Consider the following 26679-nt stretch of genomic DNA (forward strand, 5'->3'; position numbering starts at 1 on the left):
ACCCGCACGTGGTGTGACTTTCGTGACTTTGGGAGACTATTGATGCCCCTCCTCGAAACCCTGATTGGCCCCATTGCCGGCCTGATCGACAAGCTCATCCCTGACCCCAAGGCGCGCGACGCCGCCAAGCTCGAACTTCTGCGCCTGCAGGGCAGCCAGGAATTGGAGACCGTGAAGGCGCAGCTCTCGGCGATCGTCGCCGAGGCGCAATCGCCCGACCCATGGACCAGCCGCGCCCGGCCGAGCTTCCTCTACGTCATGTACGTGCTGCTGCTCTGGTCGATCCCGATGGGCCTGCTCAGCGCCCTGTCGCCGCACACCGCCGAAGCCTTGGCCCGCGGCATGACGGCTTACCTGAACGCCCTGCCCGAGCCGCTCTACGCCCTCTTCGGCACGGGCTACCTCGGCTACACGGCGGCGCGCCAATGGGGGAAGGTGAAGGGCGTGGAGAAATAGCAGTTTGCAGCAAATCCGCTCGTCCCGAGCGAAGTCGAGGGGCGCTGCACCCGCGCCCTTCGACTACGGCCTGCGGCCTCCGCTCAGGACGAGCGACTCTCTTTCCCCGAGGGAACAAACCCACTACCAGCCGCTCATGAACGATCCCCGCCCGGCGCTCTCGCCGTCGCTTTTCGCTCTTTCGATCTTCTACGGCGGCATGGTCTGCATCGCGGGCGTGCTCGGCAACAAGCAGGTCGCACTGGGGCCGCTCGCGGTAGAGGCGGGCATTTTCGCCTTTTTGCTGCTGGTCGTCACGTCGAGCGCGGTGGCCGAACTCCATGGGCGGCACATCGCCAACCGGCTGGTGCAGATCGGCTTCGTGCCCCTGATCGCGTCGCTGCTGCTGTCGATCGTGGTGCTGGCTATCCCGGCGTCCGAGGAAATGGACCCGGCACGTCGCGACGCTTTCCAGATGATCATGGGCGGCACGCCCCGGATCTGGCTGGGCGGCATCATCGCTTATGGCGTGTCGCAGACGCTGAATGTCACCATCTTCTCGGCGCTGAAGGGCAAGGAAGGCAGCCAGCTGCTCTGGCTGCGCGCGGGCGTCGCCTCGGTGCTCAGCCAGATCGTCGACACGTTGCTGTTCGTGATGATCGCCTTCTACGGCGTCTTCCCCATCGGCCAGCTGCTGCTGGGCCAGATGCTCGCCAAGGTCGTGTTGTCGGCGCTGCTGGTGCCGCCCGTCATCTACCTGCTTGTCGCCATCGGGCGCCGGCTTGATCGTGCATGAGGGTCCGCGCCGTGACTGATCCCGCCAACCTGATCTCCCGCGCCGAAATCCTGATCGAGGCGCTGCCCTATATGCAGCGTTATGCCGGCCAGACCTTCGTCGTGAAATATGGCGGCCATGCGATGGGCGACCCATCGGTCGCGGCCAGCTTCGCCGAAGATATCGTGCTGCTGAAGGCGGTCGGCATCAATCCGGTGGTGGTCCATGGCGGCGGCCCGCAGATCGGGTCGATGCTGAAGAAATTGGGCGTGAAGTCGGAGTTCGTCGACGGCCTCCGCGTCACTGACGAACAGACCGCCGATGTCGCTGAAATGGTCCTGTCGGGCGCGATCAACAAGGAACTGGTCGCGCTGATCGGCCAGGCCGGCGGCAAGGCGGTCGGCATTTCGGGCAAGGACGGCAACATGCTCCGCGCCGCCAAGCTCGAACATTATGTTTATGATCCTGAGCGGGACGAAGAGACTTTGGTCGACCTCGGTTTCGTCGGCGAGCCGGTCGCGGTCGACCGCACGCTGATCGACCATCTCGAAATCGCCGGCATGATCCCGGTGATCGCGCCGATCGGCGTCGGGCCGGAGTGTGAGACCTACAATATCAACGCCGACACCATGGCGGGTGCGATCGCGGGCGCATTGGGCGCTGCCCGCCTGTTCCTGCTGACCGACGTCGCGGGCGTACTGGACAAGCAGGGGCAGCTGCTGACCGACCTCGTCCCCGCCGACATCCAGCGGCTGCGCGAGGACGGCACGATCAGCGGCGGCATGATCCCCAAGCTCGAAACCTGCCTGCGCGCCGTAGAGGACGGCGTTGACGCCGCCGTCATCCTCGACGGCCGCGTACCGCATGCGGTGCTCTTGGAAATCTTCACCAAGGCCGGTGTTGGCACACTGGTGCGGGCCTGACTTTGCCGCCCTATATGGCTAATCGGCCGTAACGACTTTCGCGGGGACCCTAACCTGATGTGCGCGCTCGCCCAAATCCTCCAGATTCTGCTGAATGCCTTGTGGTGGATCATCATCATCCAGGCGATCCTTTCCTGGCTGGTCGCCTTCAACGTGATCAACGTGCACAGCGACTTCGTCCGGACGGTCCTTTACGCGCTCGACCGGATGACGGCGCCGCTCTACCGGCCGATCCGCCGGATCATGCCCGATCTGGGCGCGCTGGACCTGTCGCCGCTGGTCGTGTTGCTGCTGCTCTCGATCATTCAACAGGTCTTGATGCCGCGCCTTTTCATGAGCGTCTGCGTGGCGTGAGCCAGGGAGCGATCATCGACGGCGCTGCATTCGCGGCAGGCCTGCGTGGACGCGTGGCGGAGGGCGTGACCGCCTTTCGCGACCGCGCCGGCCGCGCGCCGGGGCTCGCCGTCGTGCTAGTCGGCGAAGACCCGGCGAGCCAGGTCTATGTCCGCTCCAAGGGCAAGGCCACGGTCGAAGCCGGCATGCTCAGCTTTGAGCACAAGCTGCCCGCCGACACGTCGCAGGACGACCTGCTCGCGCTCGTCCGCCAGCTGAACGCCGATGCCACCGTCGACGGCATTCTCGTCCAGCTGCCTTTGCCCAAGCAGATCGACGAGCAGGCCGTGATCGAGGCGATCGACCCGGCCAAGGACGTCGACGGCTTTCACCCGGTCAATGCCGGCCGGCTGGCGAGCGGGCTCGACAGCTTCGTGCCCTGCACACCGCTCGGCTGCCTCATGCTGCTCAAGGATCGTCTCGGCGATCTGTCCGGCCTGGACGCGGTGGTGATCGGCCGCTCCAACATTGTCGGCAAGCCGATGGCGCAGTTACTGCTCCGCGAAAGCTGCACCGTCACCATTGCCCATAGCCGCACCCGCGACTTGGCCGATGTCGTGCGCCGCGCCGACATCGTCGTCGCCGCCGTAGGCCGACCGCGGATGGTCAAGGGCGACTGGCTGAAGCCGGGCGCGACCGTCATCGATGTCGGCATCAACCGCGTCGATGCCGGCGAGGGGAAGACGCGCCTGGTCGGCGACGTGGATTTCGAGAGCGCTCTGCCTTTGGCGGGCGCCATCACGCCGGTGCCGAAGGGCGTTGGCCCGATGACCATAGCCGTGCTCCTCCGGAACACGCTGGTCGGCGCCTGCCGACGGGACGGTTTGGATGTTCCTGCAGGCCTCTAGTCCTCCGTTCGCTTCGAGCGAAGTCGAGAAGCGTATCTCGACTTCGCTCGATACGAACGGCTTTGGGGTTGGCGCGTGCTAGAACTGTTCGTCTCCGCCTTCGCCACGCTGTTCGTGGTCATCGACCCCCCCGGCTGCGCGCCCATTTTCGCGAGCCTGACCAGCGGCGCTGCGCCCCAGCAGCGCCGTGCGATGGCGCTGCGCTCCGTCGCTGTGGCCGGCGCGATCCTGCTCATCTTCGCACTGGTCGGCGAAGCATTCCTCCGCGCACTTGGCATCAGCCTCGACGCGTTCCGCATCGCCGGCGGCATCATGCTGTTCCTGATCGCGCTCGAAATGGTGTTCGAAAAGCGTCAGGCGCGCCGCGAGGAGCGGGCCGAGGACGTCAAGGCGCAACCCGCCCACGACGACATTTCCATCTTCCCGATGGGCATTCCGATGATCGCCGGCCCGGGCTCAATCGCCTCGGCAATGCTGCTCACGTCGCGCGCGGAAGGGCTGGAGCAGGACCTGACGGTGCTGGGCGCACTTGCTTTGGTGCTGATCCTCACCCTGCTCGCTTTGCTGCTCGCCGGGCCGCTGATGAAGCTGCTCGGCTATCGGCTGGAGGCGATGATCACCCGCATTCTCGGCGTGATCCTCGCCGCATTGGCCGTCCAGTTCGTGATCGACGGCATCCGCGCGGCGCTTACTTGATCCGCCACAGCCAATAGGGCGAGCTCTTGGGCAGCGGCACCGGCTCCATCCAGGGGAAACGCTCGCCTCGCTCCAGCCGGGCATAGAAGCCTTGCGGGCTTCGCGCCCGATAAACGGTCGACTCGGCGAAGTGCGGGCAGACCAACAACAGGGTCGCGCCATGCCGCTTGGCGATCGCACGCGCCTGCTCCGGCGGACCATCGAAGGCGTGATGCACGTCCAGGATCGCTTGGCTGTTGCGGTGATAAGGGCCCGCCACCGCCTTGTGATGCGTGACCGAGATGATCCGGGGCCCGAGATCGGCAAAGGTGAAGATGGTCGTCGGCGGCATCTTGGCGATCGGGTGCAGCGCCGGCAGGGTCGGGCACCGTCGATTGGCGGCCGTCACTTTCTTCCAATAGGCCTCGTTCCGCTGCTCCTTGGGCAAGAAGGGAAAGCTCACATAACCCGCGATGCCGGACACGAGCAGAAAGGCGCCCACGACGCCGAACACCCGCACCAGCATGTGCTTCGACGCGGCGAACCGGCCGACCAGATGCCAGCCGAGGAACGCCGCGCCCGTGATGCCGATCAGCTGCGCCGCGGCACCCGCCCGCACCTGCCAGAACAGCATGCCGACGGAGAAGAGCGACATGACCAGGATCGACGACCAGCTATAAACCGTCTCCGTGCCCCGCGCCCGCCAGATGCCCCAGGCGGCGCCCAGAAGGCCGATCACCGGCACCGACAATGTCGCGACGATCGTCTGCGCGTTCTGCGCATAGATCGGCCGCGCCTCGCGAACGTTCGACAGCCACAGCTTGTAGAGTTCGGGGCTCACCCCCTCCAGCCGCCCGCGGCAGTGCGGCCAGCTGAACCAGTAGAAGGCAGCAACGCCAGCGGCGGCGACCAGCGCCAGTCCGAACCTCGCCTGCCAGCGGCCTGGATCGGCCAGGGTCAGCGCCAAAAGGGCGCCGCAGCCGACCAGCACCGTCGACAGCCATACCGGCGACAAGGCGTCGCAAACAGGCTGGCGATTCGCATAGCTGGCGAACAGGGCGAAGCCGAGCGCGGCCGAGAGGCCGAAGGCGGCGGCGTAGGAGAAGAGACGCGGGCTCGCCTCACGGTGCCCGATCCAGCGCAGGCCGATCGAAGCGCCGGCCACCGCGATATAGGGCAACAGCTCCAGCCCGATCACCAGTGACAGCGCGCTGGCTATGCCGACGGTGATGCCGCCGCGGATACGCTTGGCGTCGGCCAGCCCGGCGATGGTCACCATCAGCATGGCAAGCTGCCAGCCATGATGGTCGATCCGGAGCGGCCGGAACATGTCGAGCGCGACCTGGCAGCACAGCACCAGCCCCGCGGCAAGCAGGGCCGCGCGCGGGTGGATCAGCCGCCGCGCGGTCAGCGCCGCGCTGAACAGCGTCACGAGCAAGGGCAGCAGCGGCGCGATCGTCACGGCGATCTGCTCGGCCAGCGGGCCCCCAACCAGCGGCCTGAAGAACAGGATCAAGCCGGCAATCGGCAGGTCGACCAGCCGCGACCAGTGAATGTCGAAGCCGACCGGCGGGTTCAGCTTATATTGGCGAAGATCGTACCAGCCCTGGCCGTTCAGCAAGGCGCGCACCTGCGCAATGCGCATATTGTCGTCGGTGTCGCCGAGTGCGAACCAGTGGATGCCGCCCCAGCGCGACCAGATCAACCAGGCGCACGCCCCCAGCCACAGCAGGACGACAAGCATGCGCCAGCGGCGGTCGAGCAGGGAAGTGGGATCGGCCGACATTGTTCTTTCAGTAAGTCAGGCGGTTCATTAGGGGATCGCACGCGAAGGGCAAAGACCAATGGCTGACCACGTCTATTCGGGCGGTTTCTACGACTATATCGATGCCGGCTCGCGCGCCTCGGCACGCACCGTCGCGCGGCTACTGCTTGGCGAAATGCGGATCGGCAGCCTGCTCGACGTCGGCGCCGGGCATGGCGCCTGGGCGGCGGAATGGATGGCGGCGGGCGTGCCGGACGTGCTCGCGGTCGATGGCGATTATGTCGCCCGCGACCGGCTGGCGATCCCCTCCGACCGCTTCCAGCCGCACGACCTGTCGCAACCGCTCGACCTCGGCCGCCGCTTCGACCTGATCCAGTCGTTGGAAGTCGCCGAGCATCTGCCGGCGGACAAAGCCGACGCTTTCGTGGACTCCCTCACTCGCCACGGCGACGTGATCCTCTTCTCCGCCGCCGTGCCGCACCAGGGCGGAGAACATCACGTCAACGAACAGCCGCTCGGCTATTGGCGCGCCAAGTTCGCCGTGCGCGGCTACCAGCCCTATGACTGGCTGCGCCCCCGCATCGCTGCCGATGCGGAAGTGATGCCCTGGTACCGGTTCAACAGCCTGATCTACGCGAACGAAGCGGGCGCGGAGCGCCTGTCGGACGACATCCGAGCGACCCGCGTTCCGGAGAGCGCCTCGGTCGAGGTCTCCGGCGACCTGCGCTGGCGCACCCGCCGCGCGGTCGTCCGGCTGATCCCGGCCGCCTTGGTCAAGCCGATCGCCATGGCAAAGGCGGCGGTCGAGGCCAGGTTGCGGTGAACCCCACAATCCGGTTCAGGCTGAGCTTGTCGAAGCCCTCCCCTTCTACACGGCATCAAGAACAAGGGAGGCCTTCGACAAGCTCAGGCCGAACCGGATTCTGAAATGCTGTTCAAGAGACTGAACTCGCCCGCCACCCTCCAGTTGATCCGCTATGCCATTATAGGCGCACTGATCACGGCGCTTGGTCAGGCGATCTATTACTATGGCGTGGAATGGGGCCGGCTCGATCCCAATGTTTCTATCGCGGTCGCCTTCGTGATCGGCGTCGCGATCGGCTATTTCGCGCATGGCTGGATCAGTTTTGCAGGGCATGGCGCCCGGGACGACCATGCGGGCATGAGCCTGCGCTTCATCGCGGTGAACCTGTTCGGCTTTGCGCTGAACAGCTTCTTCGTCTGGCTACTCGTAAAGGCGCTCGGCGGCCCGACCTGGTGGCCGATCGTGCCCAACGTCCTGGTCACGCCCTTCGCGACCTTCCTGATGCATCGGCACTGGACGTTCGGCTGAAGCGTCGATCCCGAGCCGAGCCTGCCGCTCGGCGCGCGCGCCCCTGATGTCCGACACAATGTAGAGCGGCCGCTGCTTCGACTGGCTGTAAAGCCGGCCGAGATACTCGCCGAGCACGCCCAGGAAGAACATCTGCACGGCGCCGAGCGCGACCACCACCAGCATGAGCGAGGTCCAGCCCTCGACCGCCCGGCCCGACAGCCAACCGGCAAGGATATAGACGATCAGCAGCAACGAGCCGAGCGAGAGCAGCAGCCCCGCATGGCTGGCAAGCTTCAAAGGCGTGGAGGAGAAGCTGGTCAGCGCGTCGAGCGCAAAGCGCAGCATCTTGCGGAACGGGTAGTTGGTCGTGCCGGCAAAGCGCTCGTCGCGGTCATAGGGAAGCGGCACTTGCCGAAAGCCGAGCCAGGCCACCATGCCGCGGATGAAGCGGGCCTGCTCGGGCATCGCCAGGAACACGTCCAATGCCCGCCGGCTGATCAGGCGAAAATCACCGGTGTCGACCGGGATTTCGGTATCGGTCGCGCGGGAAAGAAGGCGGTAGAAGAGCTTCGCGGTGCCGCGCTTGAACGCCGTCTCGCCTTCCCGCGAACGGCGCACCCCATAGACGACGTCGGCGCCGGCCAAGTCCATTTCGCGCATCATCGCCGGCAGCAGCTCGGGCGGGTCCTGAAGGTCGGCATCGATGATCAGAATGCGCTCGCCAACCGCCAGGTCGAGCCCCGCGGTGAGCGCCAGCTGATGGCCGTGATTGCGCGACAGGTTGACGGCGACAAGGTGCGGGTCGCTGGCCGAGAGCGCCTGCATCACTTGCCAGCTGGCGTCGCGCGACCCGTCATTGACCAGCACGATCTCGTGGGCGGCGCCGACCGTCTCGTGCGCCGCCTCCGACAGGCGCCGGTGCAGCTCGGGCAGGCACGCTTCCTCATTGAAGCAGGGCACGACAATGGAGAGAGCGAGCCGGGTCATCGGACCACACGATAGAGCGTCGAATGCCCGTTCGACCAGATGGGGCGTAGATCGGTCGCATTGACGCGTCCGCCGAGCACCCAGACATGGTCGAAAGTGGCGCGGTTGAACTCGGCAACGGCGGTGTCGAGGTCCGATCCTTCGCCCCGGCACTGCTTCGGATAGACGAGTTGCGAGGGGTCGTTGCCATAGCGGCCGACGCCGGGCTTGATCACCTCCAGCCCCTGGGCGCTGTCGACCGTCCACTGGTCGTTGGTGAAGGCGTCGCGCCGCACGATGGCGAGCGCAGGCAGGTGATCGAGCCGCGGCGTGGTCCAGCTATTGCCGCAGGGCCGCACCACCAGCGACAGCGCCGACGCGCCGCGCGGCAGTTGCTCCAACGCCTGAAGCTCGCTGCGATAGCTCTGGTCGAAGAGCAGGAAGCTGGCGGTCGTCGCGGCCAGCCGCGTGCCGACGAAGAGCAGCCCGGCGGCCGCGATCCACTTCGCCTCCGAGCGGATCGCGAGCAGCGCCAGACCCATTGTGAAGGGAAGCAATCGCATATCGGCATAGGCCGAGCCGACCGCGACCCGCGGCATCAGCACGAACGCCGCCAGGCAGAGCAGGACGGGTACGCCGAGCAGCGGATCGAACCGGCGCTTCACCGCGGCGATGGCGACGATGAGGAACAATGCCCAGGCGCTGAGCACGTCCCACAGCTCCCAGCGATCGCGCAACAGCGAGGTGATCCAGAAGATTTTCGCGTTCCAGTTGAACCAGTCGAAGCTCACCGTCTCGGGCGAGTCGGTGCGCAACAGGATCATCGGAATGAGCGGCAGCGCGAGCGCCAGACAGGTCACGCCCGCCATAAACCCGGTGCGCACGACCGGTTCGCCTGCCCGCAGGCGCCGCACCAGTTCGCTACCGAATGCCGCGAGCCCGAACAGCCCCCAGCCCACCATATGGGTCAGCCACAAAAGGCAGGCGAGCGGCAGAAAGAGGGCTGTGCGCAGCTTCAGCCGATCAAACCGCCCGAGCCTGATCCACAGCGCCAGCGCGTTCCAGGCAAAGGCCACCGATAGGGAAAAGTTGATGAAGCCGAACTGGAACGGATAGGCATAGGCCAAGGGCAGCGCGAACAAGACGGTCGGCGGCACCCGGCCATGCACTTCGCGCGCCGTCCGCAGCATGCCGATCGCCGTTAGTGGCGGTATCGCCAGTGCGATCAGCTTGGTTCCGAACTCGACCCCGAACAGTGCCGACAAGGGGACGATCAGCAGATCGACGCCGAGATTGCCGAGCAACTTCCATTGGAAGCTGAACGCCTCCGCGAGCGAGGGCACGCGGTCGATCTGCGTCTGGATGTGGTAGCGGCCCATATGACCGAGCACGTCGACAAGCGGCGGCACTTGCGGCCAGGCGAGCGGGACCGCCGCCGCCAGCGCCAGCACGAGCCATACCCAGCGCCTGTCGAGCCAATCCCCCGCCATGTGGCTTCCTACGGCCGCAGTCCGGGACCGGCAACCGGCTGGACCCGCCAGACGAGCAGGTCGCTGCCGACCAGCGGCACCGGATCGAGCCAATCGGGTGCGGCCCCGTTCAAAAGATGCGCGGCAAGGCCGCTCGGCCGGAGCAGCGCCCGTGGCAGTCCGCCATCGCTTCTGGGGCAGAGCGCGACATAGTCCACGGTCCAGAGCGTCCCCTGGTATCGGGCGGCCTCCGGGCTCGACAGCAGCATCTCGGCCAGCGCCCGATTGCCGTTGCGGTTACGGTGATAGGGTCCGCCAAGGCTCCGGTGCTGAGTCGCACCGACGATATAGCCGGACAGGTCCATCGGCGCCGCAAACGTGCCGGTGTCGAGCCGGTCGAGCGCTGCCAGCGTGCGGCGGTCGGTGCAGCCTTTCACGATGGCGGTCGGCGGCGACACAAACTGTCCGAGTGACTGCCAGACCAGACCGACAGAGGCGATCGCCGCGACTGCTTGCCACATCCGCACACGGATACGACCGATTGCCATTGCCAGCAGCGGAGCGGCCAAAGCCGCCGCAAACCAGAGCGAACGCAGCTGCACCAAGCTCAGCGCCACGGCGACAGCGAGGATCGCCGCCAGCAGCAGCACCGGTGCGCGGCGCTCCCGCCAGCTCAGCCAGAGACCGGCAGCAAGTCCCGCAAGCGGCAAGCCCAGCCACGCGACTGCCACGCCCGGGCTCTGCTGCAAGACGCTGCCATATTCCCCAACCTGCTCGGGCCATGCGCGGGCGAGCAGCGGGTCGGGCGGACCATAGGGACTGCCGAAACAAGCCGGCGCCGCCAGCCAGCCGGCGGCCAGCACGAGGGCGCCCAGCAGTAGCGCTGCGCAGCTACGCCATCGTGCATGGGGCAGGCGCGGCGCCAGCCCACCCAGCACCAGCCAAGAGCCCGCAGCCATCAGCATCAGCGCGAACATCGGCGGCGTGAAGCCGTCGCACAGCTCTGCCGTCCATCCTTGCGGGCGCAGCAGCGCAAAGGCGGCGAGGCTCGCCGTCAGCAGGCCGGTGCCGAACCCTGCCACAGGCCGCTTCGTGCGGACCCACTCGGCAGCAAGCCACAGCATGGCGGTGACGATCACCGGCGCTGCCTCGGCGCCCACCGCGAGGCTGGTTCCGGCCGCGGCACCCGCCATCAGCAGCCGCGACGACACCAGGCCCAGCAGCATCGTTTCGACAAGCACGATCTGCAGCGCGTGGTGGTCGATGCGCCCGGGCGCGAAAAGGGCGATGGTGGGGAAAGCCAGCGCGGCGATGGCCAGCGCCGGCGCAATGCTCCGGCCGCCGCCGATCGCCCGCGTGATACCGCCGATCAGCAGCAGGTGCAGGAAGAAGAGGAGTTCGGGCCAGAAGATCACCGCGGCGATCTCCGCCCGCGTCGCGCCCATGAACGGCGACAGCAGCAGGATCACACCGGCCGGCACCAGGTCCGGCAGCCGCGACCAGTGGAGCGGCGTTCCGCCCGGCGGGCCGAGCCGCGCCTGGACCAGATCGCCAAACGCCTGCCCGTCCAGCCAGTCCCTGATCTGCGCGAGCCGGACCATGTCGTCCGGCTCCGGCAGGCGAAGTGCGGCGAGATCGGCCCAGGCGAGCGCGGTCCACAGCGCCGTCAGCGCGACGGTGAGGAGAAGCGCGAGGGAGAGATGGGCGGACGATCCTCCTCTGAAAGGGGAGGTGGGGCGCGCAGGGCGACGGAGGGGTGTCACGGTGTCAGGATGGAACTCCAACGCTGACCCCCCTTTACCAGCCTTCGGCTGGTCCCCCTCCCCTTGCAGGGGAGGATCGGCGCTCACCGATCCCGCCGGCCGAGCAGCCGCAAGCGCAGCGCGTTCAGCTTGATGAACCCTTCCGCGTCGCGCTGGTCGTACGCGCCGAGATCGTCCTCGAAGGTGACGATGTCGGCCGAATAGAGGTTATACTTCACGTCCGCCTTGCGCCCGACGACATGCGCAGCGCCTTTGTACAGCTTCAGCCGCACCGTGCCGGTCACGTTCTTCTGGCTGTGGTCGATCGCCGCCTGCAGCATCTCGCGCTCCGGCGAGAACCAGAAGCCGTTATAGATGAGCGCGGCATAATGCGGCATCATCTCGTCCTTCAGCCGCGTCGCGCCGCGGTCGAGCGTCAGCTGCTCGATCGCTCGATGGGCAAGGTGCATGATGGTGCCCCCCGGCGTCTCGTACATGCCGCGCGACTTCATGCCGACGAAGCGGTTCTCGACCAGATCCAGCCGGCCGATGCCGTGCGTCCGGCCATAATCATTCAGTTTCTCCAGCAGCGCGGCCGGGCCGAGCGCCTCGCCGCACACCGCGACGGGATCGCCACGCTCGAAATCGATGGTGATGTATTCGGGCGTATCCGGCGCGTCCTCGGGGTTGTTGGTACGCGAATAAACATAGTCTGGCACCTCCTCCCACGGGTCCTCCAGCACCTTGCCCTCGGATGAGGTGTGCAGGAGGTTGGCGTCGGTCGAAAAGGGCGCTTCGCCCCGCTTGTCGCGCGGGATCGGGATTTGATGCTGTTCCGCGAACTCGATCAGGCGGGTGCGGCTGGTCAGGTCCCATTCCCGCCAGGGCGCGATCACCTTGATGTCGGGATCGAGCGCATAATAGCCGAGCTCGAAGCGGACCTGATCATTGCCTTTGCCGGTGGCGCCATGGGAAACGGTGTCGGCGCCGACCTGGCGTGCAATCTCGATCTGGCGCTTGGCGATCAGCGGCCGCGCGATCGAGGTGCCGAGCAGATATTGCCCCTCATAGACCGCATTGGCGCGCATCATGGGGAAGACGTAGTCGCGCACAAATTCGTCGCGCAGATCCTCGATGAAGATGTGCTCGGGCTTCACACCCATCAGCTCGGCCTTGCGGCGCGCCGGCTCCAGCTCTTCCCCCTGGCCAAGATCGGCGGTGAAGGTCACCACTTCGCAGTCATAGGTCTGCTGCAGCCACTTCAGGATCACGCTGGTGTCGAGCCCGCCCGAGAAGGCGAGAACCACCCGGTTGACCTTACCTGCCATCGATTAGAACCTCCGTTTCGCGCGCGCCCTATGCGCAACAAGGGAGGGGTGCAATGGCCGAGACCAAGACGAAGCCCACCGAGGCGAGCGTCGATGCCTTCATCGCCGCTGTCGCCGACCCGGTGCGCCGTGAAGACGCCAGGACGATCCGCGCCATGATGGAGCGGATCACCGGCGAGACTCCCCGGATGTGGGGTCCGTCGATCATCGGCTTCGGCAGCTATCATTACATATATGACAGCGGCCATGAAGGCACGTCCTGCCGCCTCGGCTTTTCACCGCGCAAAGCGGAGCAGGTGCTGTACGTGCTGACCGGCACGGCGGAACAGCAGGAGCAGCTCGCCCGGCTCGGCAAGCACAAGACCGGCAAGTCGTGCCTTTACATCAAGAAGCTGGCCGACGTGCACATGGCAGTGCTCGAGGAGATTATGCGCGGCGCGCTGAAGCACATGGATGAGAGGTATCCTCGCTAGTCGTCATTGCGAGCGCAGCGAAGCAATCCATCTTCGGAGCCGCTGGATTGCTTCGTCGCTTCGCTCCTCGCAATGACGAGATCAGTCAAATCCCCGCATACCATTCATAGCCGGCGATATCCTCCCACAGCCCGCCCTTGCCGCCATGAATGCCGGCCAGGCTTTCGACCGCCTCGACCCGCATCACATATTTGGCGTGCTTGTAGCCGAGATGACGTTCGGCCCGGAGGCGGATCGGTGCTCCATGGCCGATGTCGAGCATGCGCCGGTTCATGCCCCAGGCGAGGATGGTCTGCGGGTGAAAGGCATCGATCAGGTCGAGCGACTCATAGTACGGCCGCTCGCCATAAAGGTCGGCGCAGTGGAACACGACATAGCGGGCGGACGTGCGCATGCCCGCCTGATCCAACAGCAGTTTCAGCGGCACGCCATGCCATTGGCCGATCGCGCTCCAGCCCTCGACGCAGTCATGGCGCGTGATCTGGGTCCGCGTTGGCATAGACCGGAGCTGGGCGAGGCTGAGCGACAAAGGCCGGGCCACTTGCCCGTCAACGACCAGCCGCCAATCCGCGAACCGTTTTGCGGCGAGGGCCTGATAGGCCGGCGTGTTCGGATTGTTGGTGCCGTTGGTGCGGAACACCGGGCTCATCTGCTCAGGGCTGAACTCGCGGGCGAGCGCCATGCGGTCAGTGAGCGACCGCTGCAGCAGCCGGTGCGCGTCCTCCGCCTTGAACAAGATGTCGCGGAACAGCGGGTTCTCGCCCAGCCGGTCGCAGCCGGAGAGCAGCCCGCCGGCAGTGAGCGAGCCGATCAGTCGTCGGCGCGAGATAACAAGGTCCTCCCCGTCCCGGGCAGGATTTCGACTCCAGCTCAAGGCCTCGCCTCCGGCACGCGCAGCCAGCCGGTGATCATGCCGCGCAGTCCGTTCAGCGGCCCCGACAGCAGCACCAGCACCAGATGCACGACGATGAAAAGGAGCAGCAGCGCCGCGACGATGAAGTGGATGGAGCGTGCAGATTGCCGCCCGCCGAACAGGTCGACCAGCCAGGGCCAGGCCATGTCCATCGCCGGCGACATGGCGAGACCCGTGAAGATGACGAGCGGGATCAGGATGAAGATCACGCCGACATAGCTGAGCTTCTGTAGTACGTTGAAGGCGCCGGGGTCCTCCGCATTGTGGAAGCGGAGCTTCAGATGCTCGACGACGTCCTGCCACAGATGCCGCGGCGTCAGCTCACGCCGGTGCAGCGTCAGGTCCTTCTGGATGTGCCGGTTGAACAGGCTAGCGATCAGAAAAGCGAGCAGCCCGAAGCCCAGCACCAGCGCGAAGGCCAAGTGCCAGCGCCGCGCAAGCGCCAGATTATAGTTGGAGGGAATGGTCGCCCAGGACGGAAAGGCGTTCGTCCGGACCGACCCGTCCTCCGCCGTCCAGCGGCCGAGCACGCCGTCCGTGTTCAGCCGCGTCTCCCCGATCCGCAGATAGCCGCCCTGCCGATCGGACGCGATCTGCAGCCAGGCCGGGTCGCTATTGGCTCCATAATGCCCCCAGTAAAGCCGCGGATGCGCGTTGAAGATCATCGCCCCGCTCATCAGCAGCACGATGATCGTCACCGCGTTTACCCAATGCCAGATGCGCGTCGCCAGCTTATGGCGATAGATCAGGCGCGTCGGAGCGGGCGGCATCCAGCCACTATCGCAGAGATCGTTACGCTCTCCAATGCATGGGAATGATGCATTTCGGGGCTGGATCAGCCTTCGCCTGCCGCCAACCACTCGGCATATTCGGAGGCATGCTGCCCTGGCCAGTTTTCCATGCCCGGCTTGGTCAGGCAGGAGCGTCCCTTGCCGACATTGCTGTAGATCGCTCGCACCGGCTGCGAACTCCAGTTGAGGTTGAACGCGGCAAGTTTCGGGAAGAACTCCGCTTCGCTATAGGGCAGATGGTCGTGCACCCACCAGGCGAGTGCCTGCCAGTCGCCGGTGCGCTCATAATAAGGCACGAAACTGTTCACGATGATGCAGGCAGTGGCGCCGGTCGCGCCAGTCCTGGCATCGGCATAGTCCCAGATGTGCCCGCCATAGTTGGCCTCGTTGGACGCGCAATTCAGCCCATGCTCGTTGCCGAACTGGTTCACCGCCGGAGAGCGATAGGCTGAGCGGATCGAGATACGGCCGAAGCGGGCCTGCAATGGCTCCAGCAACTGCTCGCATAGCTGAGTGCCCGCCTCGATCGCCCGATCCGGAAAGCCGGGGATGTTTGGAATGCCGTGGAAGCTGGCGATCTCCGAATAGAGGAAATCGCGCATGAAGAAGTTGGGCGAAAGGCGCACCCGGCCGAGTTCTTCTAGCGACTTGACCGAACCGGGCTTGCGCATGGCGTTCGTTCCCCGCGCCGTTATTGCGAGCGGAGCGAAGCAATCCAGGGCGCCGGACGCTGGACTGGATTGCTTCGCCTCGCTCGCACCGATCAAAGCATCAGACCGGCCGGTTGAACCGCGTCTTCGTTTCCGCTTTTTCCTTCAGCAGCTTGGCGACCTTGAAGCCGTGTTTCTCCAGGCCGGCGACGATCTTGTCGGCGCCTTCATGGTCGGCCCAGAGCATCGGGCCGCCGCGATAGACGGGCCAGCCATAGCCGTAGATCCAGACCACATCGATGTCGGACGCGCGCTGGGCGATGCCTTCCTCAAGGATCAGGGCGCCTTCATTGACCATGGTGTAGAGTGTGCGCTCGACGATTTCCTGGTCGCTGATCTCGCGCTTGCTTGTGCCTTCCTTGGCGGCGAACTCGTCGATGATCGCCTGCACTTCCGGGCTGGGGCTGGGGCGGCGCTTCTCGTCATAATCGTAGAAGCCCTTGCCCGTCTTCTGACCCCAACGCCCCTTGGCGCAGAGTGCGTCGCGGACGCTCTCGATGCGGTTCGGGTCGCGATGCCAGCCGATATCCACGCCGGCCAGGTCGGACATCTGGAACGGCCCCATCGGCATGCCGAACTCGACATGGACCCGGTCGATCTGCTCCGGCGTGGCGCCTTCCATCAGCAGCTTGTTGGCCTCGATCTGGCGCGGCATCAGCATGCGGTTGCCGATAAAGCCGTAGCAGACCCCTGAAACAACGGCGACTTTGCCGATCTTCTTGGCCGTAGCCATCGCCGTCGCGAGCACGTCCGGCGCGGTCTTGGCGCCGCGCACCACCTCCAGCAGCTTCATGACATTGGCGGGCGAGAAGAAGTGCATGCCAAGCACGTCTTGCGGCCGGCTGGTCGCGCCGGCGATCTCATCGATGTTCAGATAAGAAGTGTTGGAGGCAAGGATCGCGCCCGGCTTGGCGATCTTGTCGAGCTTGGCGAACGTCTCCTTCTTGACGTCCATATTCTCGTAGATCGCTTCGATGATCAGGTCGCAGTCGGCGAGATCGTCGAGGCTGAGGGTCGGCGTCAGCGCACCCATATATTGCTCGACCTGCTCGGGCTTGAACCGGCCCTTGGCGGCGGACGCGTCGTAATTCTTGCGGATGACGCCAACGCCGCGATCGAGATTCTCCTGCGCGGCTTCAACGATGGTGACGGGGATGCCGGCCTGGAGGAAGTTCATCGAGATCCCGCCACCCATCGTGCCCGCGCCGATGACGCCCACCTTCTTGATATCGCGCAGCTTGATGTCTTCGGGGATGCCGTCGATCTTGGCCGCCTGGCGCTCGGCGAAGAAAATGTGCCGCTGGGCCGCCGACTGCGTGCCCATCATCAGCTTCATGAACTCCTGCCGCTCGAAAGCGATACCCTGATCGAAGGGCAGCTCCACCGCCGCCTGCACGCAGCGGAGGTTTGCGGCGGGCGCATCGAAGCCGCGAAATTTCTTGGCGTTCTCGGTTGCGAACTTCTGGATAAAGGCGGGGTCGCCATGCACCGGCACGTCCCGGCTGCGGCGGGGTTCGACGCCGACCACGCCTTTGGCAAATTCGAGTGCCTCTTCGAGCAGCCGGCCTTCTTCGGCGATGCGGTCGACGAGGCCGACTTCGGAGGCGCGCTTGGCGCTGATCGGGTTGCCGGTCGCGCACATCTCGGCCGCCGCTTCGATGCCGGCGATGCGCGGCAGGCGCTGCGTGCCGCCGGCCCCGGGAAGAAGGCCGAGCTTCACCTCAGGCACGCCGAGCTTTGCGGAGGGAACCGCGACGCGGTAATGGCAGCCAAGCGTCACTTCGAGGCCGCCGCCGAGTGCCGTGCCTTGGATCGCCGCGACGACCGGCTTGTTCGATGCTTCGATGCGGTCGATCACCTGCGGCAGCATCGGCTCGACTGGCGGCTTGCCGAACTCGGTGATGTCGGCGCCGGCGAAGAAAGTGCGGCCTTCGCAGCGGATCACCGCCGCCTTGATTTCGTTATCCCGCTCGAGCTGTTCGATCGCAGCGGCGAGACCCTGGCGCACCGCCGCGCCGAGCGCATTCACCGGCGGATTGTTGGAGGTGACGATCAGGATGCCGTCGCGGACTTCAGTGGTGATGGGGCCGGACATGGTTCTTCCTTTATGCTGCGGTCTTGCCCGTCTCCTGACGGGTCACGGGATGGGATGAGGACAGGCCGCCATCGACGGCGATGGCCTGGCCGTTGACGTAAGACGCCTCGTCGGACGCCAGGAACAACGCCATGTAGGCGATTTCGTCCGGCTGTCCCGCGCGGCGCAGCGGGTTCAACCGGCCGATCTTGTCGGTCACGCCCTTGTCCGCCGCATAGTCAAACGCGCGCTGGGTCATGCCGGTCTGGATCAGGCCCGGGCAGATCGCATTGACGCGGACTCCCGTCGCCGAGAGCTGCTGCGCTGCGGTCATGACGAGGTTGATCACCCCGGCCTTGGACGCCGAATAATGCGGCCCACCCGCTCCCGAACGGATGCCTGCGACCGACGCGGTGCAGATAATCGAACCGCCGCGGCCCTGCTCCATCATGTGCCGCCCGGCATGCTTGATCATCAGCCAAGGCCCGATCAGGTTTACTTGGAGAAGCTGCTGCCACTCCTCGACGCTCAGGTCGAAGATGCCGGTCAGCCCGCCGGATACGCCGGCATTGGCATAGGCGATGTCCAGCCCGCCGAAGCGGTTTACGGCGTCAGCGACCATCGCCTGCACATCGGCTTCGGAGCCCGCGTCCATCTGCATCGCATGCACGTCGCCGCCGATCATCGACGCGGTCTCGTGCACGCCCTCCGACTTGTCGCCAATGACGAGCCTCGCGCCTTCCGCGGCAAAGCGGCGCGCCGTGGCCCGGCCAATGCCGGAGCCCGCACCGGTAATGACCGCGACCTTACCGTGCAGCCTACCGCTCATTGCTCCAACTCCGTTCGGGCTGAGCCTGTCGAAGCCCTGCTTTTCCTGACTCCACATCGCACGAAGGGGGAGAAACAGCCCTTCGACAAGCTCAGGGCAAGCGGAGTGGGAGAACAGGATGGCGTGTTCATATCGTCTGCCCCCCGTCGATCACGATGGTCTGGCCGGTCATGAACGAGCCTGCCGGCGCGGCGAGGAAGACGGCGGCGCCGGCGATCTCGTCCGGTTCGCCGATGCGCTTCAGCGGCGCGCCCTGGGTCGAGCGCTTCAGCGTGTCCGGATTCTCCCACAAGGCGCGCGCGAAGTCGGTCTTGATCAGGCCTGGCGCGATGCAGTTGACGCGGACATTGTCGGGTCCGAACTCATGCGCCAGGTTGCGGGCAAGCTGCATATCGGCAGCCTTGGAGATCGCATAGGCGCCGATCACAGGCGTGCCGCGCAATCCTCCGATGGACGAGATGATGACGATCGCGCCATCCTTGCGCGTCCGCATCTCGGGCGCGACCATCGCGATCAGCCAGTGATTGGCGACGATGTTGTTGGTCAGGATTTTGTTGAACTGCTCGTCGGCAATCCCGTCCATCGGCCCGTAATAGGGGTTGGACGCGGCGTTGCAGACGAGGATGTCGACCTGGCCGAAGGCGCGCCGCGTCTCGTCGACCAAATGCTGCAGCCCGGCCTTGTCGGAGATGTTGGCAGCGACCGCAATGGCCTTGCCCGGATAGCGGCCATTGATCTCGGCGGCGACCTCGTCGCACGCGTCCTGCTTGCGGCTGGAGACGACGACATTGGCGCCATGCTCCGCCATCCGCTCCGCGATGGCCTTGCCGATCCCGCGCGAGGAACCGGTGATGATCGCGGTTTTGCCGGTCAGGTCGAAAAGCTGTCCCATCTACTCCCCCGTCATCCCGAACTTGTTTCGGGATAAGCTCGTCACGCGGCCCGAGCCGAAAGCCTTATGCTGAAACGAGTTCAGCATGACGATCAGCGAGCTCCCGCGAGTTGCGCGAAATGCCAGGATGCGGCCGCCAGCCCCGGAACCCGGGCGGCCGTGGCCGCGGCCTGAGGAGAGGAGGCGGTGCCGTCGACGATGCGTTTCTTGATGCCTTGAACGATGCCGGTCAGGCGGAAGAGGTTGTAGCTGAAATACCAGTTCAGGTCCGGCACCCCGCTCCGCTCTGTGCGGGCGCAATAGCGCTCCACCGCTTGCGCGATAGTCGGGATGCCGAGCGCCTCATGGTCGAGGCCCTTGATACCGGAACGCCCTTCTGGCTCCGTCACCCAGTTCATCAGCAGATAGGAAAAGTCGGCAAGCGGATCGCCGAGCGTGGAGAGCTCCCAGTCGAGCACGGCGATCACCCGATCTTCCGCGGCGTGAAAGATCATATTGTCGATGCGGTAATCGCCATGGACGATCGACACCCGGTCCTGCTGCGGCACCGTCGTCGGCAGCCATTCGATCAGCCGGTCTACCTCCGGGATCGTCTCGGTTTCGCTCGCCCTATACTGCTTGGTCCAGCGGGCAACCTGGCGTTCGAAGTAGTTGCCGGGCTTGCCATAATCGGCGAGACCCACCGCCTCGTGATCCGTGTTGTGCAGGTCGGCAAGCGTGTCGATCATCGCATGATAGACGCCGCGCCGCTGTTCGGGCGTGTAGCCGGGAAGCGACCCGTCCCACAGGTTGCGTCCATCGGCCAGGCCCATCACGTAGAACATCGATCCGATCACAGCCTTGTCGGTGCACAGGCCATAGGGCCGCGCGACCGGAAAACCGGTCGGGTACAGCGCCGCCTGCACCCGGAACTCGCGATCGACGGCATGGGCGGACGGCAGCAGGTTTCCGAATGGCTGGCGCCGCAGCACATAGCTCCGTACGGGAGTGTCGATCCGATATGTCGGGTTGGACTGGCCGCCTTTGAAGCGGGACAGGGTCAGCGGCCCTTCAAAGCCCTCGACATTGGCGGACATCCAATCAGTCAGCCGAGCCTCGTCCAGACGATCCTTCTCCGGCACCGGCATGGTGCCGACCATGGCGGTTGCGGGCGACTCGGTCATGAACAACCTGTGCTCCGGCGAAGGCCGGAGCCCTGTGCCGCAACGCTCCGGCCTTCGCCGGAGCACAGAGCCGCGAGTTTTATCACTCGAAGACCACCACGGAGCGAGTCGTATCGCCTTTCCGAAGCTGATCGAACGCGTGGTTGATTTCGGTCAGCGGAACCCGCTCGGCGATGATCGTATCGAGATCGAGCATGCCCCGCATGTAGAAGTCGACCAGGCGCGGGATTTCGACCGGGAAACGGTTGGCGCCCATCAGCGCGCCCTGCAGCTTCTTGCCCGACAGCAGGTCGAGCGCCGACAGGCCGGTCTGGTGACTGAGAGGCATCATGCCAAGGATTGTCGCCGTCCCGCCGCGCTTCAGCACCTTGACGGCGAGCTCGCCCGATTGCGGCCGTCCAACCGCTTCGATCGCGTGATCGACGCCGCCCCTGGTGAGTTCCACGATCTCGGCAGCGGCCGTGTCGGACGAGGCGTCGACGGCGTCAGTGGCGCCCAGCTTCTTCGCGATGTCACGCTTCTCGGCGACGGGATCGACGGCGATGATTCGGCCTGCACCAGCGATCTTGGCCGCGTTCACGACCGCCAGGCCGACGCCACCGCAGCCGACGACGGCAACCGTCTCTCCCGGCGTCACATCGGCCGCGTTGAACACCGCACCCGCGCCTGTCGTCACCGCACATCCTATCACGCAGGCGCGGTCGAGCGGCATTTCGGGATCGATGCGGACGCAGGCATGCTCGTGGATGAGCATCATCTCGGCATAAGCCGACAGGTTCAGCATCTGGTTGACCGGCGTGCCGTCCGGAAAGCTCAGCCGCGAGGGCTCGCCCGCCTTGCGCCGCGTGTCGCCGCCCAGGCAGAGCGACATGCGGCCGGTCACGCAGAACTCGCAATGGCCGCAAAAGGCCGAGAGGCATGTGACGACTGCGTCGCCGACCTTCACCGTCGTCACTTCCGAGCCGACCTGCTCGACAATGCCCGCCGCTTCATGGCCCGGAATGGCAGGCATTGCATGCGGATAGGCTCCATCGACGAAATGCAGGTCCGACCGGCACACGCCGCACGCGGCGGTCCGGATCAGCACCTCACGCGGGCCGGGCTTGGAGACCTGCACCTCCTTGACCCTCAGCGGCTCGTTAGGCTGAAAGAGGACGGCAGCTTTCACCGGCCTACCCTCGCCTTGGCCGCCTCGATTGCTTCCTTGCCGCCATATTTGCCGAACTCGAGCCGGGCGATGGAGCGGTTGTGCACTTCGTCCGGGCCGTCGGCGAGCCGCAGCGTGCGCTGCCCGGCATACATCTTGGCCAGACCCGGATCCTCGGAAACGCCGGCGCCGCCAAAGGCCTGGATGGCGTCGTCGATGATCTTGAGCGCCATGTTGGGCGCGGCAACCTTGATCATCGCAATCTCGGCCTGGGCGGCCTTGTTGCCCGCCTTGTCCATCATATCCGCCGCCTTGAGACAGAGCAGCCGGTTCATCTCGATGTTGATCCGTGCTTCCGCGACACGCTGTTCCCAGACGCTGTGCTCTGCAATCACCTTGCCGAACGCGACGCGAGAGAGAAGCCGCTCGCACATCTTCTTGAGTGCTTCCTCGGCCGCGCCGATGGTGCGCATGCAATGATGGATGCGGCCGGGGCCCAAGCGGCCCTGCGCGATCTCGAAGCCGCGCCCCTCGCCCAGCAGCATGTTCTCGACCGGCACGCGCACGTCCTTCAGTTCGATTTCCATATGGCCGTGCGGGGCGTCGTCATAACCGAACACCGGCAGGTGCCGGAGGATCGTGACGCCCGGCGCGTCCAAGGGCATCAGGATCATCGACTGCTGGGCGTGGCGCGCGGCGCTGAAGTCCGTCTTGCCCATTACGATTGCGATCTTGCAGCGCGGATCGCCGGCGCCGGACGACCACCATTTGCGCCCGTTCAGCACATAATGGTCGCCGTCACGCTCGATCCGTGTCTCGATATTGGTCGCGTCGGACGAGGCCACCTGCGGTTCCGTCATCAGGAAGGCGGATCGGATCTCGCCGTTCATCAGGGGCCGCAGCCACTGCTCCTTCTGCTCGCGTGTTCCGTAGCGGTGGAACACTTCCATGTTCCCGGTGTCGGGCGCGGAGCAGTTGAAGACTTCGGATGCCCAGCCGATCCGCCCCATTTCCTCGGCGCAGAGCGCATATTCGAGGTTGGTGAGGCCCGGCCCTTCGAACTCGAAGCTGTCATCGACCGGCACACGGCCGGAAGAAGGCGGCATGAACAGGTTCCAGATGCCGGCGGCCTTGGCCCGCGCCTTTTCCTCTTCGATGACCGGGATGACCTTCCAGCGCTCGCCTTCGCGGTGCTGTTCCTTGCACTCGGCGTCGCGGGGCCGGACATGGCGTTCGATATGCTCGCGGACCCGGTCCCGCCAATAGGTCTGGCGCTCGGTCAAGTCGAAGTTCATCGCATTCTCCCGGTCCTGTTGGGCGGCCTTCTAGGCAGCTTCCGCGGGGCCTTTCCAGTCCCAAAAACTCACGATTTTCCGCCGTCCCCGGCTGCCGCTACGGCAAGCTTGGCCAACCGCGCCTCATGCTCTTCCTGACCGAACGGAAAGCGGAGCGAAATGAGCGCGGACAGGCCGGCAATCACCAAAGTGATGATGACGAAGATGAGCGTATAGCGGTCGATCACCTCGACCGGCACGCTGCCCTTGACGGCCTTGGCCGGGAACTCGGCGAGCGACAGAATCCAGCCGGCGAGCAGGATGCCGAGCCCGCCCGCGCATTTCTGCATGAACAGGGCGCCGGCAAAGAACAATCCTTCCTCGCGCCGGCCGGTGCGCTCCTCGGAGTCCTCGACCACGTCCGACATCATGGAAGCACCCAGAATCATCGCGCCGACGCCGAACGCGACGCCCAAAGTGTTGATAGTCAGGAAGGTCGGCAGCAGGGCAGGCGAGCCGGGTTCCGGAAACAGGTCGAGCAGCCGCAGGATATATGTGGAGGTGACGAAAAGGGCGTGCAGGATGGTCAGCAGCGCCAGCGCGCGCTTTTTGCCGAGTGCATGGCCGATCGGGCTGACCAGCAGGAACGTCAGCACTACGCCGAGGAACAGCGCACCCGCATAAAGAAGCAGTTGGGGCGAGCTGAACTGCCAGACGAAATTCAAGTTATAGTTGGAGATGGCAAAGCCGATGCCCTGGTTAGTGTAGGCGAGGATGCCTGATGCCATCAGGATCAGAAAGGCGCGGTTCGACAGCGTCTCGCGGGCTGCGCGCAGCGTTTCGCCAAGCCCATGCGTCTGCACCCGTTTGGCGGGCGGGTGCGCCATGCGGCGATGCGTGCCGATCGCCGAGATCAGAACCGTGACGCCCATCACGACGGCACCGAATATGCCATAAAGCTGGAAGCCGGTCAGCGCCCCGGGTCCGCTCAGCGCGCCCAAAGGCGGCGCGAGAAACACGCCATAGGCCAGGAACAGCATGGCGAGCCCCCCGGCCCAGCCGAACAGGTAACGGTAGCGCAGGACCAGGGTCCGCTCGTGATAGTCGGCGGTCATTTCCGGCGCCATGGCGAGCGACGGCACTTCGTTGGTGGCGATGGCGGCGCGCGTCAGCACCGCCGCCAGCAACAGCCAGCCGAGCACGCCGGCCTGAGCGGTCGCCGGCGGAAACCACAGCATCATCCAGGTCAGCGCGATCGGCAGGGCGGAGGCATAGAGCCAGGGATGGCGCCGCCCCCATTTGGTGTGGGTCCGGTCCGACAGGCTGCCGATCACCGGGTCGATCATCGCGTCGAAGATCAAGGCGAGCGCGATGACGGTGCTGACGATGCCGGCGGGCAGCCCGACCACCTGATTGTAGAAGAGCAGCAGGAAGGTCGAATAGCCATTGTCCTTGATGCCGTAGGCGACCGCGCCCACGCCATAAGCCATCTTGGTGCGCAGCGGGACGTGCTGGTCGCTCATGAAACCGCCCCGATCAGATCACTCCTGTGCTCCGGCGAAGGCCGGAGCACAGGGAAGAGTGGCACACGCCTCATGCTGCCGGCGCCAATGCAGCCAGTGCCTCGAACAAGCCGGGCGTATCGGGATCCCAGCTATGTCGCGGGCCGACCGAGAGGCCGCCATCGACCAGTATGTGCGTGCCGGTGATGAAGCTCGCATCCTCGCTGGCCAGGAAAGCGACGGCGGCGGCGATATCATCCGGTCGGCCCGGACGCCGGATCGGCTGCGCCTGTTGGCCGACACCGCGGATCAGCGCATTGGCCTGCTCGCGCGCGGCGCCCTCCAGCCCCACTGCCGACGCAAAGATGTTGGTCATGATGAAGCCCGGCAGCACCGCGTTCACCCGGATGTTGCTCTTCGCGAGATCGGCGGCCGCGAGCTTGGTCAGGTGCAGCACGCCTGCTTTCGCCACCGAATAGGCAGTCGGCGCCGCGCCGGACGCCAGCGCCGCCACCGATGCCGTGTTGACGATCGCGCCGCCACCCTTTTTCGCCATCAGCGGTGCGGCGTGGCGGATGCCGAGCGCGACCGACTTGAGCAGCAGGTCCATGGTGCGGTCCCAGCCATCGGCATCGATCTCGTCGATCTTCGCCCGCAGCCCGCCGGCGCCCGCATTGTTGAACAGGATGTCCGGCCCGCCAAGGCTTTGCGCCTGCTCCAGCAGCGCGACGATCTCCTCCTCGCGCGTCACGTCGGTGCGCTGGAAGCGGATGCGGCCGTTCGACGTGTTGGCAAGCTCTTCGCCGCCGCCCGCGTCGATGTCGGCGGCGAGCACGGTTGCCCCTTCCTCGGCAAAGCGCAGCGCCGACGCCCGCCCGATCCCCGAGGCAGCGCCCGTCACGACCGCGATCTTGCCGCTGAATCGCATCCCACTCTCCTTATGATTTGGCGAGCATAGGACCGCCGCTCGACCCATCCAAGGACGCTACGGCACGCCGCTTCAGCCACACGCCGGCGCGCCAATAGTGGAACAGCGCCCAGGGGGTCGCCGCGGCGAAGGTCAGCATCGCCCAGCGCAGCGCTTCGGCATCGCCGAGCGAGGGTTTAAGCGCGTCGCTGATCACGCCGATCAGCGTCGGCCCGGCGCCCAGCCCGATCAAATTGATGACGAGCAGGGTCACCGCCGCCCAGAGCGCCCGCATGCGCAACGGCGCGAGCCCCTGGATCAGCGCGAATGTGGGGCCGAGATAGGAGTTCACCAGAAGCAGTGAGACCCAGTAAATCGGAATGCCCACCCAAGGGTCGGAGGACAGGAAGAACAGGAAAGACAGGGGAAGGCCGATACCCTTCATAACCAGCACCAGCCAGCTCTGCGCGTGCAAGCCCCAGCGCTCCGCCGCCTTGTTCGCCAGCCATCCGCCAAGCACGGCCGAGACGGTTCCGCATACGGCTCCAACAGGGGCCACGATGGATGCGATCTGGAGCTTGTCCAACCCCATGTTGCGGATGATGAAGCTGGGCCCGAACGCCGTCTGGCCATAGCCGATCAGCGACGTGATGGTGACGCCCATCACCAGGTGCACCGCGGCACGGTTGGCGAACAGCGACCGAAAGCCTTCGCCGAACTTTGGCATCTCGCCTTGTGGCTTGGCGGCATGTTCCGGGTCCGACATGCCGCGCGGCGGCTCGGCCACGAATAGCTTGATGATGACGGCAAGCAGAATGCCGGGGATGCCGACGGCGAACATCGCGTAACGCCAGCCGAAAAAATGGGCGAGCGTGCCGCCGATCATCGTCCCGCCTGCCGCGCCCAGCACCACACCCAGCGAGTAGATGCCCATCGCTCCCGCGCGCTTCTCCGGCGGATAGAGGTCGGCGATCATCGAGTGGCTCGGCGGGCTTGAACCCGCCTCGCCAACTCCGACACCGATCCGGGCGAGCAGCAGCTGGACGAAGTTCTGCGCCAGGCCGCAAACCGCCGTCATAGCGCTCCACAGCGCAAGGGCGATCGTAATGATCGTGACGCGGTTGCCCCGATCCGCCCATCGCGCGACCGGCAGACCCAGCGTTGCGTAGAAGATGGCGAAGGCGAAGCCGGCGAGCAGCCCCAACTGCGTGTCGGAGAGCAGCAATTCCTTGCGGATATCCTCTTGCAGGATGGCCAGGATCTGCCGGTCCATATAGCTGAAGAAATAAGCGACCGTCAGGAGGAAGAGCGTCAGCGATCGGCGTTTGAGCGCCCTTTCCGCAGTGTCCTGCGTGTCCAATCGACCTCTC

Annotated in this window: 26 protein-coding genes; 9 read left to right on the top strand and 17 right to left on the bottom strand. The window is 65.6% G+C overall.

The annotated features are described in order from the left end of the window. Nucleotides 1-42 precede the first annotated feature (42 nt). From VGT77_RS01540 to VGT77_RS01565, 6 genes are all read left to right on the top strand, one after another. Nucleotides 43-456, top strand: coding sequence for a holin family protein (locus tag VGT77_RS01540; RefSeq protein WP_327458873.1), 414 nt, complete (start codon nt 43-45; stop codon nt 454-456). A gap of 136 nt (nt 457-592) precedes the next feature. Continuing rightward, entirely contained in the window at nt 593-1231 is a 639-nt protein-coding gene (locus VGT77_RS01545) for a queuosine precursor transporter (protein ID WP_327458875.1), read from the top strand. Further along, nucleotides 1228-2133: an acetylglutamate kinase gene (gene argB / locus VGT77_RS01550; RefSeq protein WP_327458877.1), complete on the top strand. Its 906-nt coding sequence runs from the start codon at nt 1228-1230 to the stop codon at nt 2131-2133. Before VGT77_RS01545 ends, argB begins: the two co-directional genes overlap by 4 nt. A gap of 54 nt (nt 2134-2187) precedes the next feature. After that, entirely contained in the window at nt 2188-2487 is a 300-nt protein-coding gene (locus VGT77_RS01555; protein ID WP_327459014.1) for a YggT family protein, read from the top strand. Next, nucleotides 2484-3374, top strand: a complete 891-nt coding sequence (folD, locus tag VGT77_RS01560) for a bifunctional methylenetetrahydrofolate dehydrogenase/methenyltetrahydrofolate cyclohydrolase FolD (RefSeq protein ID WP_327458878.1) — start codon at nt 2484-2486, stop codon at nt 3372-3374. Before VGT77_RS01555 ends, folD begins: the two co-directional genes overlap by 4 nt. 75 nt (nt 3375-3449) lie before the next feature. Next, the gene (locus tag VGT77_RS01565; protein WP_327458880.1) at nt 3450-4070 is read left to right on the top strand and encodes a MarC family protein; all 621 of its coding nucleotides are present in this window, start codon (nt 3450-3452) and stop codon (nt 4068-4070) included. On the opposite strand, the gene VGT77_RS01570 is transcribed toward VGT77_RS01565, so the two are convergent. After that, on the bottom strand, nt 4063-5835 hold the full coding sequence (locus VGT77_RS01570; protein WP_327458882.1) for an AcrB/AcrD/AcrF family protein: 1773 nt from the start codon (nt 5833-5835) through the stop codon (nt 4063-4065). The two genes, VGT77_RS01565 and VGT77_RS01570, sit on opposite strands and share 8 nt — an antisense overlap. Nucleotides 5836-5893: 58 nt before the next feature. Here VGT77_RS01570 and VGT77_RS01575 point away from each other — a divergent pair, with 58 nt between their 5' ends. Continuing rightward, nucleotides 5894-6637 carry a methyltransferase domain-containing protein gene (locus tag VGT77_RS01575; RefSeq protein WP_327458884.1) on the top strand — a complete coding sequence of 248 codons (744 nt, stop codon included), beginning with the start codon at nt 5894-5896 and terminating at the stop codon, nt 6635-6637. 105 nt (nt 6638-6742) lie between these two features. Then, on the top strand, nt 6743-7147 hold the full coding sequence (locus VGT77_RS01580) for a GtrA family protein (RefSeq protein ID WP_327458886.1): 405 nt from the start codon (nt 6743-6745) through the stop codon (nt 7145-7147). On the opposite strand, the gene VGT77_RS01585 is transcribed toward VGT77_RS01580, so the two are convergent. The 4 genes from VGT77_RS01585 to VGT77_RS01600 form a co-directional block, all read right to left on the bottom strand. Continuing rightward, nucleotides 7040-8116: a glycosyltransferase family 2 protein gene (locus VGT77_RS01585; RefSeq protein ID WP_327458888.1), complete on the bottom strand. Its 1077-nt coding sequence runs from the start codon at nt 8114-8116 to the stop codon at nt 7040-7042. The two genes, VGT77_RS01580 and VGT77_RS01585, sit on opposite strands and share 108 nt — an antisense overlap. Continuing rightward, complete coding sequence (locus VGT77_RS01590) at nt 8113-9585, bottom strand: hypothetical protein (RefSeq protein WP_327458890.1); 1473 nt, start codon at nt 9583-9585, stop codon at nt 8113-8115. Before VGT77_RS01590 ends, VGT77_RS01585 begins: the two co-directional genes overlap by 4 nt. Nucleotides 9586-9593: 8 nt before the next feature. Beyond that, complete coding sequence (locus tag VGT77_RS01595; protein ID WP_327458892.1) at nt 9594-11348, bottom strand: hypothetical protein; 1755 nt, start codon at nt 11346-11348, stop codon at nt 9594-9596. A 62-nt stretch (nt 11349-11410) separates the two neighbouring features. Next, nucleotides 11411-12634 (bottom strand): argininosuccinate synthase, encoded by a 1224-nt coding sequence (locus VGT77_RS01600; protein WP_327458894.1) that lies wholly within the window; start codon nt 12632-12634, stop codon nt 11411-11413. Between the two features lie 53 nt (nt 12635-12687). On the opposite strand from VGT77_RS01600, the gene VGT77_RS01605 reads away from it, so the two are divergent. Then, nucleotides 12688-13107 (top strand): DUF1801 domain-containing protein, encoded by a 420-nt coding sequence (locus VGT77_RS01605; RefSeq protein WP_327458896.1) that lies wholly within the window; start codon nt 12688-12690, stop codon nt 13105-13107. 85 nt (nt 13108-13192) lie between these two features. Here the strand turns inward: VGT77_RS01605 and VGT77_RS01610 are convergent, their stop codons facing one another. From VGT77_RS01610 to VGT77_RS01665, 12 genes are all read right to left on the bottom strand, one after another. Then, the gene (locus VGT77_RS01610) at nt 13193-13981 is read right to left on the bottom strand and encodes a molybdopterin-dependent oxidoreductase (RefSeq protein ID WP_327458898.1); all 789 of its coding nucleotides are present in this window, start codon (nt 13979-13981) and stop codon (nt 13193-13195) included. Beyond that, nucleotides 13978-14790 (bottom strand): cytochrome b/b6 domain-containing protein, encoded by an 813-nt coding sequence (locus tag VGT77_RS01615; protein WP_327458900.1) that lies wholly within the window; start codon nt 14788-14790, stop codon nt 13978-13980. Before VGT77_RS01615 ends, VGT77_RS01610 begins: the two co-directional genes overlap by 4 nt. 65 nt (nt 14791-14855) lie before the next feature. Continuing rightward, on the bottom strand, nt 14856-15482 hold the full coding sequence (locus VGT77_RS01620) for a hypothetical protein (protein WP_327458902.1): 627 nt from the start codon (nt 15480-15482) through the stop codon (nt 14856-14858). Nucleotides 15483-15582: 100 nt separating this feature from the next. Next, nucleotides 15583-17616, bottom strand: a complete 2034-nt coding sequence (locus VGT77_RS01625) for a 3-hydroxyacyl-CoA dehydrogenase NAD-binding domain-containing protein (RefSeq protein ID WP_327458904.1) — start codon at nt 17614-17616, stop codon at nt 15583-15585. 10 nt (nt 17617-17626) lie between these two features. Beyond that, a complete protein-coding gene (locus VGT77_RS01630) occupies nt 17627-18424 on the bottom strand; it encodes an SDR family oxidoreductase (protein ID WP_327458905.1) in 798 nt (265 codons plus the stop codon). 127 nt (nt 18425-18551) lie between these two features. Continuing rightward, on the bottom strand, nt 18552-19316 hold the full coding sequence (locus VGT77_RS01635; protein ID WP_327458907.1) for an SDR family oxidoreductase: 765 nt from the start codon (nt 19314-19316) through the stop codon (nt 18552-18554). Nucleotides 19317-19408: 92 nt separating this feature from the next. Further along, the gene (locus tag VGT77_RS01640) at nt 19409-20479 is read right to left on the bottom strand and encodes a phosphotransferase family protein (RefSeq protein ID WP_327458909.1); all 1071 of its coding nucleotides are present in this window, start codon (nt 20477-20479) and stop codon (nt 19409-19411) included. 82 nt (nt 20480-20561) lie between these two features. Continuing rightward, nucleotides 20562-21647, bottom strand: a complete 1086-nt coding sequence (locus tag VGT77_RS01645; RefSeq protein WP_327458910.1) for a Zn-dependent alcohol dehydrogenase — start codon at nt 21645-21647, stop codon at nt 20562-20564. Then, nucleotides 21644-22921: an acyl-CoA dehydrogenase family protein gene (locus VGT77_RS01650; RefSeq protein ID WP_327458912.1), complete on the bottom strand. Its 1278-nt coding sequence runs from the start codon at nt 22919-22921 to the stop codon at nt 21644-21646. Before VGT77_RS01650 ends, VGT77_RS01645 begins: the two co-directional genes overlap by 4 nt. A 68-nt stretch (nt 22922-22989) precedes the next feature. Then, on the bottom strand, nt 22990-24423 hold the full coding sequence (locus VGT77_RS01655) for an MFS transporter (RefSeq protein WP_327458914.1): 1434 nt from the start codon (nt 24421-24423) through the stop codon (nt 22990-22992). 70 nt (nt 24424-24493) lie between these two features. Further along, the gene (locus VGT77_RS01660) at nt 24494-25330 is read right to left on the bottom strand and encodes an SDR family NAD(P)-dependent oxidoreductase (RefSeq protein ID WP_327458916.1); all 837 of its coding nucleotides are present in this window, start codon (nt 25328-25330) and stop codon (nt 24494-24496) included. Nucleotides 25331-25340: 10 nt separating this feature from the next. Continuing rightward, a complete protein-coding gene (locus VGT77_RS01665; RefSeq protein ID WP_327458918.1) occupies nt 25341-26669 on the bottom strand; it encodes an MFS transporter in 1329 nt (442 codons plus the stop codon). Between the last annotated feature and the right edge of the window lie 10 nt (nt 26670-26679).

The organism is Sphingomonas sp. (genome assembly GCF_035944535.1).
Taxonomy (GTDB): Bacteria; Pseudomonadota; Alphaproteobacteria; order Sphingomonadales; family Sphingomonadaceae; genus Sphingomonas_B.

Excerpts from the sequence above, each read along its gene's own strand:
- VGT77_RS01540 (WP_327458873.1), top strand. The coding sequence starts at position 43 with ATGCCCCTCCTCGAAACCCTGATTGGCCCCATTGCCGGCCTGATCGAC.
- VGT77_RS01545 (WP_327458875.1), top strand. The coding sequence starts at position 593 with ATGAACGATCCCCGCCCGGCGCTCTCGCCGTCGCTTTTCGCTCTTTCG.
- argB (WP_327458877.1), top strand. The coding sequence starts at position 1,228 with ATGAGGGTCCGCGCCGTGACTGATCCCGCCAACCTGATCTCCCGCGCC.
- VGT77_RS01570 (WP_327458882.1), bottom strand. The coding sequence starts at position 5,835 with ATGTCGGCCGATCCCACTTCCCTGCTCGACCGCCGCTGGCGCATGCTT.
- VGT77_RS01575 (WP_327458884.1), top strand. The coding sequence starts at position 5,894 with ATGGCTGACCACGTCTATTCGGGCGGTTTCTACGACTATATCGATGCC.
- VGT77_RS01580 (WP_327458886.1), top strand. The coding sequence starts at position 6,743 with ATGCTGTTCAAGAGACTGAACTCGCCCGCCACCCTCCAGTTGATCCGC.
- VGT77_RS01585 (WP_327458888.1), bottom strand. The coding sequence starts at position 8,116 with ATGACCCGGCTCGCTCTCTCCATTGTCGTGCCCTGCTTCAATGAGGAA.
- VGT77_RS01590 (WP_327458890.1), bottom strand. The coding sequence starts at position 9,585 with ATGGCGGGGGATTGGCTCGACAGGCGCTGGGTATGGCTCGTGCTGGCG.
- VGT77_RS01600 (WP_327458894.1), bottom strand. The coding sequence starts at position 12,634 with ATGGCAGGTAAGGTCAACCGGGTGGTTCTCGCCTTCTCGGGCGGGCTC.
- VGT77_RS01605 (WP_327458896.1), top strand. The coding sequence starts at position 12,688 with ATGGCCGAGACCAAGACGAAGCCCACCGAGGCGAGCGTCGATGCCTTC.
- VGT77_RS01615 (WP_327458900.1), bottom strand. The coding sequence starts at position 14,790 with ATGCCGCCCGCTCCGACGCGCCTGATCTATCGCCATAAGCTGGCGACG.
- VGT77_RS01620 (WP_327458902.1), bottom strand. The coding sequence starts at position 15,482 with ATGCGCAAGCCCGGTTCGGTCAAGTCGCTAGAAGAACTCGGCCGGGTG.
- VGT77_RS01625 (WP_327458904.1), bottom strand. The coding sequence starts at position 17,616 with ATGTCCGGCCCCATCACCACTGAAGTCCGCGACGGCATCCTGATCGTC.
- VGT77_RS01630 (WP_327458905.1), bottom strand. The coding sequence starts at position 18,424 with ATGAGCGGTAGGCTGCACGGTAAGGTCGCGGTCATTACCGGTGCGGGC.
- VGT77_RS01635 (WP_327458907.1), bottom strand. The coding sequence starts at position 19,316 with ATGGGACAGCTTTTCGACCTGACCGGCAAAACCGCGATCATCACCGGT.
- VGT77_RS01640 (WP_327458909.1), bottom strand. The coding sequence starts at position 20,479 with ATGACCGAGTCGCCCGCAACCGCCATGGTCGGCACCATGCCGGTGCCG.
- VGT77_RS01650 (WP_327458912.1), bottom strand. The coding sequence starts at position 22,921 with ATGAACTTCGACTTGACCGAGCGCCAGACCTATTGGCGGGACCGGGTC.
- VGT77_RS01655 (WP_327458914.1), bottom strand. The coding sequence starts at position 24,423 with ATGAGCGACCAGCACGTCCCGCTGCGCACCAAGATGGCTTATGGCGTG.
- VGT77_RS01660 (WP_327458916.1), bottom strand. The coding sequence starts at position 25,330 with ATGCGATTCAGCGGCAAGATCGCGGTCGTGACGGGCGCTGCCTCGGGG.